Annotated in this window: 10 protein-coding genes; 9 read left to right on the forward strand and 1 reads right to left on the reverse strand. The window is 39.8% G+C overall.

Annotated elements, in window-relative coordinates; genetic code table 11:
* The 9 genes from napA to RQ763_RS07390 all read left to right on the forward strand — a co-directional run.
* Nucleotides 1-2,565 (forward strand): nitrate reductase catalytic subunit NapA (gene napA, locus RQ763_RS07350; RefSeq protein WP_314152088.1); only part of this gene is annotated, 2,565 nt, incomplete at its 5' end.
* Nucleotides 2,566-2,603: 38 nt separating this feature from the next.
* Nucleotides 2,604-3,401: a ferredoxin-type protein NapG gene (napG, locus tag RQ763_RS07355; protein WP_409932369.1), complete on the forward strand. Its 798-nt coding sequence runs from the start codon at nucleotides 2,604-2,606 to the stop codon at nucleotides 3,399-3,401.
* Nucleotides 3,401-4,228 carry a quinol dehydrogenase ferredoxin subunit NapH gene (gene napH, locus RQ763_RS07360; RefSeq protein ID WP_314152089.1) on the forward strand — a complete coding sequence of 276 codons (828 nt, stop codon included), beginning with the start codon at nucleotides 3,401-3,403 and terminating at the stop codon, nucleotides 4,226-4,228. The genes napG and napH overlap by 1 nt, the downstream gene beginning before the upstream one ends.
* A gap of 1 nt (nucleotide 4,229) precedes the next feature.
* On the forward strand, nucleotides 4,230-4,943 hold the full coding sequence (locus RQ763_RS07365; protein WP_314152090.1) for a nitrate reductase cytochrome c-type subunit: 714 nt from the start codon (nucleotides 4,230-4,232) through the stop codon (nucleotides 4,941-4,943).
* A complete protein-coding gene (locus RQ763_RS07370) occupies nucleotides 4,943-5,425 on the forward strand; it encodes a ferredoxin-type protein NapF (protein WP_314152091.1) in 483 nt (160 codons plus the stop codon). Before RQ763_RS07365 ends, RQ763_RS07370 begins: the two co-directional genes overlap by 1 nt.
* Nucleotides 5,422-6,372: a WD40 repeat domain-containing protein gene (locus tag RQ763_RS07375; protein ID WP_314152092.1), complete on the forward strand. Its 951-nt coding sequence runs from the start codon at nucleotides 5,422-5,424 to the stop codon at nucleotides 6,370-6,372. Before RQ763_RS07370 ends, RQ763_RS07375 begins: the two co-directional genes overlap by 4 nt.
* Nucleotides 6,373-6,391: 19 nt before the next feature.
* The gene (locus tag RQ763_RS07380; protein ID WP_314152093.1) at nucleotides 6,392-6,781 is read left to right on the forward strand and encodes a chaperone NapD; all 390 of its coding nucleotides are present in this window, start codon (nucleotides 6,392-6,394) and stop codon (nucleotides 6,779-6,781) included.
* A gap of 3 nt (nucleotides 6,782-6,784) precedes the next feature.
* Nucleotides 6,785-7,084, forward strand: a complete 300-nt coding sequence (locus tag RQ763_RS07385; protein WP_314152094.1) for a hypothetical protein — start codon at nucleotides 6,785-6,787, stop codon at nucleotides 7,082-7,084.
* Between the two features lies 1 nt (nucleotide 7,085).
* Nucleotides 7,086-7,517, forward strand: coding sequence for a hypothetical protein (locus tag RQ763_RS07390; protein WP_314152095.1), 432 nt, complete (start codon nucleotides 7,086-7,088; stop codon nucleotides 7,515-7,517).
* Here RQ763_RS07390 and RQ763_RS07395 read toward each other — a convergent pair.
* The coding region (locus RQ763_RS07395; RefSeq protein ID WP_314152097.1) for a M24 family metallopeptidase at nucleotides 7,514-7,765 on the reverse strand (252 nt) is incomplete at its 5' end. The two genes, RQ763_RS07390 and RQ763_RS07395, sit on opposite strands and share 4 nt — an antisense overlap.

Consider the following 7,765-nt stretch of genomic DNA (forward strand, 5'->3'; position numbering starts at 1 on the left):
TTTAATGCAAAGATTATGTATGGTGCCGACAGGCTTACCCAACCACTTCTAAGAGTCGATGCTAGCGGTAACTTCGACAAAAAAGGGAAGTTTGCTCCGATATCATGGAAAAGAGCTTTTGATGAGATGGAAATAAACATCAAAAAAGCACTTAAGCATGGTGGGCCAGAGTCTGTAGGTGTATTTGCATCGGGACAATACACAATTATGGAAGGTTATGCAGCTCAAAAAATGATGAAAGCTGGATTTCGTTCAAACGCAATAGATCCAAACGCTCGTCACTGTATGGCATCTGCTGTTGTTGGCTTTTACCAAACATTTGGTGTTGATGAGCCTTCTGGCTGTTATGATGATATTGAACTAACAGATACAATAGTATCTTGGGGTTCAAATATGGCAGAGATGCACCCTATTTTATGGTCGCGCGTAACCGATAGAAAACTATCAGACCCTGATCGTGTAAAAGTCATCTCTATTCAAACCTATACACATAGAACTTCAGACTTGGCTGATATAGAGATAATCTTCTCTCCAAATACTGACGGAGCTCTTTGGAACTATATTGCCAGAGAGATTGTTATGAGAGACGAAGCAGAAGGTATTATTGACTGGGATTTTGTCAAAAAACATATGATTTTTGCTGCTGGACCTGTAAATATCGGCTACGGTATGAGAAGAGAGGGAGAAAAATCACTAAAAGATGGTAAATACACTGCTCTTGAGATGGAGACCATATCTAAAGAGATGAGTAAAGTTGTATCTAACAAAGAGGGTCCTGCTCTAGAACCTTACGGTTATAAAGCCGGTGATACAATGAAACATACTGCTGGTACTCTTGGTCACTGGGAGATCTCTTTTGAGGATTATAAAAAGTCTCTTGAGCCATATACACTAGAGTATACAGCGGCTATTGTAAGAGGTGATCCTGATGAAAATATGGAATCGTTCAAAGAGAAACTTCAAGCTTTAGCAGACCTTTACATTGAAAAAGGAAGAAAAGTTGTATCTTTCTGGACTATGGGTATGAATCAACATACTCGCGGTACATGGGTAAACACTCTCTCTTACAATGTACACTTTATGCTAAACAAACAAGCTATTCCTGGTTCTGGAGCGTTTTCACTCACTGGCCAGCCATCTGCTTGTGGTACTGCTAGAGAGGTTGGTACATTTACGCACAGACTTCCAGCTGACATGATGGTAGCAAACCCTGCACACAGAAAAATTGCAGAGCACAAATGGATGGTTCCTGAGGGAACAATCAATCCGATTGGTGTACAGCATATTATGAAAATCCATCGTGATATAGAGGATGGTCTAATTAAATTTGCATGGGTAAATGTCTGTAATCCTTATCAAGATTCTGCAAGTGCAACTCACTGGATTAAAGCAGCTCGCGAAATGGATAACTTTATAGTTACTTCTGATGGATACCCTGGTATTTCAGCTAAAGTTTCTGATCTTATTTTACCATCTGCTATGATTTATGAGAAGTGGGGAGCATACGGAAATGCTGAGCGTCGTACACAACACTGGAGACAGCAGGTCATTCCTGTTGGTGATTCTATGAGTGATACATGGCAGTGGGTTGAACTATCAAAAAGATTTACGGTTAAAGATGTTTGGGGCAGTTATGCACCTAGCGGTCCAAGGAAAGATGCTCTTCCAAGCGTTATAGAACAGGCAAAAGCTATGGGTTATAATGAAGACACTACCATGTTTGAGATACTTTTTGCGAATGATATTGCAAAATCATACAAACTTGACCAAAATGATCCTATCCAAAAAGGATACGATAACTCTGAGGGTTACGGAGACAGCAGAAATGTTGTAGGAAGTGATGGAGAAGTCTTCAAAGGATATGGATTTTTTATTCACAAATACCTTTTTGAAGAGTATGCTGCATTTACTCGCGGTCATGGACATGACCTTGCACCGTTTGATATGTACCACAAAGTTCGTGGTCTTAAATGGCCTGTTGTTGATGGAAAAGAGACTGCCTGGAGATTTAACGTTAAGTATGATCCTTATGCTGCAAAAGCCGCAAAAGGAACAAACGATACTCATGCTTTCTATGGAACACTTGCCAAAGCACTTCAAAGCGGTACTTTAACAGGTAAAGACAAAGATTCTAAAAAACAATCTCTTGCCAACAAAGCGAAGATATTTGCTCGTCCGTACATGGATCCACCGGAAATGCCGGATGAAAAGTATGATACATGGTTGTGTACAGGGCGTGTGTTAGAGCACTGGCACTCAGGAACTATGACTATGCGTGTACCTGAACTATATCGTGCAGTTCCAGAGGCATTATGTTATATGCATCCAAAAGATGCTGAAAACAAAGAGCTTAAACAAGGCGGTCTATGCTGGGTTGAATCTCGTCGTGGCAGAGTAAAAGCTAGGGTAGAGACACGTGGTAGAAATAGACCTCCTAGAGGGTTGGTCTTTGTTCCATGGTTTGATGAAAAGGTATTTATCAACAAAGTGTGTCTAGATGCGACATGTCCGATGTCAAAACAGACAGACTTCAAGAAGTGTGCCGTAAAAATTTATAAAGCGTAAACAAAAAGGAGAGGCAGTTCTGTTTGCAAAAACTGCCTATGAAGATGAATAGCAAAACAGAGAATGATAGAAGAAAATTTATCCTAAGAATGGCAAGAGGTGCGGGAATAACTGCACTTGGCGGGTTTATATGGAGCGCGTATGTTGATGAAGTCACGGCTTCGCAACTTATTTTGCGTCCCCCCGGTGCCATTTTGGAGGATGATTTTCTTCGCACCTGTATTAAGTGCGGACTTTGTGTAGAAGCATGTCCATATGATACTTTGTTGCTTGCAAAACCGGGTGATAATAAGCCTTTAGGAACACCATATTTTATTCCTAGAGACATCCCTTGTTATATGTGTCCAGATATTCCGTGTGTGCCAGTGTGTCCAAGTGGAGCACTAAATGAATCTAGCGTAACCACAGATGGAAAACTTGATATAAACATAGCCGAAATGGGGCTTGCTGTTATTGACAGAGAGACCTGTATAGCTTTTTGGGGAATTCAGTGCGATGCCTGTTATAGAGCCTGCCCTATTCTGGGTGAAGCTATAACGGTTGAGTACAGTAAAAATGAAAGAACCGGAAAACACGCCTATTTGACGCCTCTTGTTCATGCCGATGCTTGTACAGGTTGTGGGCTTTGCGAAAAGGCGTGCGTAACCGAAAAAGCTTCTATTTTTGTGCTTCCTAAAGAAGTTGCAATGGGTAAAGCAGGAAGTTACTATATAAAAGGTTGGGACAAAAATGACGAGAAGCGGCTAGAAGATGCTTCTTCGATTAAATCAACTACGGAGATAAGCAAAGAGAAGGCAATCGATTCTCTAAATAGCGATATGGAGGATTTATACTAATGAAAACTCTTTGGAATAAATACCGCTATCTAATATTTAGAAGAACCACGCAGATAGGTCTGCTCTTTTTATATTTTGGGGCAAATGCCTGGGGTTGGGAGATACTGATGGGAAACCTAAGTTCTTCTCTCTTGTTTGGTCTAGTCCCTTTAAGTGACCCATATGCGGCACTGCAGATGTTAGCAGCAGGCGCCGTTTTGGCAACAGATATAATAGTCGGTGCTTTGATAATTACCGTCTTTTATATGATAATAGGCGGTCGCGCATTCTGCAGCTGGGTTTGTCCTATAAACCTAGTTACCGATGCGGCGGCACTTTTGAGAAGAAAGATAGGAGTTGACGAATTTGCCAAAAGACAGCCTGCTTCGCGAAATATGCGATACTGGGTTTTGGCACTTAGTTTGGTTATCTCTTTTCTAATGGGCATTACCGCCTTTGAATTTATATCGCCAATATCAGTACTTCACAGAGGTATTATATTTGGTTTTGGATTTGGGTGGGCGGCGGTGCTTATTGTTTTTCTTTTTGACCTTTTAGTCCTAAAAAACGGATGGTGCGGTCATATCTGCCCTCTTGGCGGGTTCTACTCGCTTGTGGGCAAATTTAGCTTAATAAGAGTAACACATACTCAGGAGAACTGTACAGAATGTATGAAATGTAAGGTTGTTTGCCCTGAGGGACAAGTTCTTTACATGATAGGAAAAGAAAGTATTCCTGTTCTATCCGGTGAGTGTACAAACTGTGCAAGATGCATAGAGGTTTGTGATGATAATGCTCTTGGTTTTTCAATAAGAGAGTTAGTAAAAAATAAAAAAGTGGGAGATTAAAATGAAGGCAATGTATAAAATAACGATTGGTTTAGCTACTACTGCTCTACTAATGGTTGGTTGTGTCGGGGGTGAAAGCGTTAAGTCTTCACCTCAAAAGGTTGTATCAACAACCGTTACTGAAGAGTCTTTGGGTTTAAGAAAGACGGATTTATATTCTGAAGATAGTACTATAGCCGAGAAAACGGAGTATAGAACAGCGCAGGCTACTACTAGTACAAAGATAAAAAGAGCATTTCAAGATGCTCCACCAATGATTCCTCATGATACAATAGGTATGCTTCCGATTAAGATAAACGACAACAGATGTGTCAGTTGTCATATGCCTGATATTGCAGGTTCTATGGGTGCAACACCAATTCCGGTTTCGCACTTCACGGACTTTAGACCTAAGCATAAACTAGAAGGAGGCGATTTTACAAAAGTTGTTGATAACTACAAAAATGAGGTTGCCATTAAGCAAGAAGATACTCTTCAAGGCTCTAGATTTAACTGTACTTTATGCCATGCTCCGCAATCTCAAGGCAATTTAGCAGTTGAAAATACTTTTGAACCTGTATTTACAAGCAAAGACGGTGCTTCAAAATCTACATGGAACGAGAAAAAATATACAGATTCTCTTGACACTGTTATAGGCGGTTCAAGTTTTGTTACGCAAGATGATATATCAAACGATGACTCTCCTGCAGGTACTCTAGAAGGTGCAAAGCACTAATGCAAAGAAGAGAGCTCTTTAGCTCTCTTGCTTCGTCTTTAAATACAAAGAAGCAAGAGAAGCTCTTAAGACCACCATACTTCAGCGATGAATCTCTTTTTCATAAAGAGTGTAACAAATGCGATGCCAAGTGCGCCGCTGTTTGTGAAGAAGATATAATTAAAATTGCGGATGACAAAACTCCGCATCTGGTTTTTTCAAATAGCGGTTGTACCTATTGCGACAAGTGCGCGGATGCGTGCAAATACGGGGTGTTAAGCATTGAAAATAAAAACAGGCTTGCAGCTATAATTTCAATTGATAAAAGCAGCTGTATAAGCTGGGGACACACAATGTGTTTTTCATGTAAAGATCCATGTTCATACAACGCGATAGAGTTTAAAGCGATGTTTATGCCAAGCATAAATGAGAACTGCACTGCATGCGGACTTTGTATAAACAGGTGCCCGACCGATGCAATTAAAGTAAAGGTTGTTTCATGAAACTGTTACTGCTGTTGACTTTTTTCTTTCCGCTATTTCTTTGTGCAGAGATAAAAGAGCCGCTTAGAAGTTTTATATCAAGCGGAGGGGTTGTGGATCTGCTATATAAAGATGGCAGGCTTTACAGCGCTACCAGTGCCAGCTGTGTAGATATTTTCGACTATAAAAGCGGCGAGCTTATCAAAAAGATAAAAGTTGAGAAGATAGAGGACTTTATGGGAGATTTGGTAGATTCGAAAGTCTACTCCGTGGATGTGCTTAATGAGAAGATATTAATCCTCTCACAGGACAGACAAGGATTTAGAAGAGTCCATATAAACCAAAACGAAGAAACTAAACTTCTGTTTGACTACTCCAAATCTCTCACTGTTGCAAAAGCAAGATTTTTGGATGAAAACACTGTTCTACTCGCTCTTTTGAGCAATGAGCTAATCTCATACAATATTAAAAATGGCTCTATAAACTGGATGATTCAAGTCTCAGGCGCAAAATTTTCCGACTTTGCTCTAGACGAAACAAAAGAGAGAGTTGTAGTTGCCGATGAGAGCGGAGATCTGAAAATCCACAGCACAAAAGACGGCAAACGACTGAAACTGCTCTCTGGGCAAAATCTAGACAACGTATTTCAGGTGGAGTACAAAAACAGCATTATTGCAACAGCTGGACAGGACAGAAGAGCCGTTATTTACGATTTAAAGGCAGACTCATCGTACTATATAGAGTCCGGTTTTTTAATCTATAGCGTCGGATTGTCGCCAAGCGGTAAAATCGTAGGGTATGCGAGCGATGAGGAGAACAATATATCACTGGTTGATATCTCCACAAAAAACTCAATCGGCAAATTCGGCGGAAATAGAATGACTCTTGCGAAAATAGTTTTTATAAATGAGAATGAGTTTTTAGCTGCAAGTGATGACAAAACCATTAATCTATATAGTGTAAAATAAAAAGATAAAAGGAAATATAATGAATATCTCAAGTATAGTAGTTCAAACAATACCAAAATACCTAAACGAGGTTGTTGAAAGCCTTAAAAATTGCGAAGTGTGTGACTATCACATGCATGATGAAAAGGGCAGAATAATTGTTACGATAGAGGGTGAAGGAGTTGCGGAGGAGCTTGAAAAGCTAAAAGTAATAGAGGCAATACCTCATGTAATAGCCGCGGATATGCAGATGTCATACAGCGAAGATGAGCTTGATGCTCACATGGAAGTAATAAATGGCGGCGACGCTGTTCCAAAGATGTTAAATGACGACTCTATTGATGCTTCGAGAATAGTTTACAACGGTGATTTAAAGAAAAAAGATGATTTGGTTACTTTTACTAAAAAATTTGATGAAACAAAGAGGTAAATTTTGTCCGTAATATTTGAATCAACTATAAAAATGTCCCCTGAGAGCCGCGAAGATTGGTATATAGAGCTAAAAGATACGATAAGCGGCAAAATAGAGATATGCAAGGATCTCCAAGAGTACTCCAAAAAAGTCGAGGAGCTTGGGGCAGATTACGGTGGGCATGTGGATGAAGTAAGATGGAGCAAAGATGAGAAAGTCCCTCCATATGTGATGGACAAGGTGAGATTTGAGATGTCAAAATTACAAAGAGAGCTCGAAGATGAGACTGGTAAACCTGTTATTGGTGAGGATGTAAGATAACATGGAAGCAAAAGCTATAAGAACCACAAGATACCTAGATATAGATGAAATAAATGAACATCTAAAAAATGTAGAGTACATCATGATGGCAGCCTCTTCTCCGGAACACTTTAAAGAGTCGCCCATTCATTTTACTATCTTTTTAAACACCTCGGATAATTTACCAAAAGATATTCAAGATGCCGTTTTGGATAAATTTCTAGAGGAAAACGGTATACGAAATCCAATAGAGGTTATGAGTCGGATTATGCCCGTAGGCTTTTCTGAAGGCTCTCATGAGACTCTTATGCCTCTTCTTCTTATAAAAAAAGAGGATATGACAACTGTTCCGCATGTACCGATGTTTGTTTTTGATTTTCTGGCAGACTCGGACAACTTCTATGAGGCTAAAGAGAAGAGTCTGACAGGCTGGAGTTATAACTATAGCGATTAAAATTCAAACGATATGGACTCTACCTCAGCAACTGTTTTTGCAATATGATGGGATAGATTTTCACATCCATCCTTTGTAACCAAAATATCATCCTCTATTCTGATGCCGATTCCGCGATATTTTTTCGGCACGCTCTTGTCATTTTTATCAATGTATAGACCCGGTTCAATTGTTAAAACCATCCCTTTTTGCAGAGCGATTTCTCTCTCTTTTGCATCTTTATATGGTGCAGGGTCATGAACATCTAT

It is taken from the genome of Sulfurimonas sp., assembly GCF_032250635.1.
GTDB lineage: Bacteria > Campylobacterota > Campylobacteria > Campylobacterales > Sulfurimonadaceae > Sulfurimonas.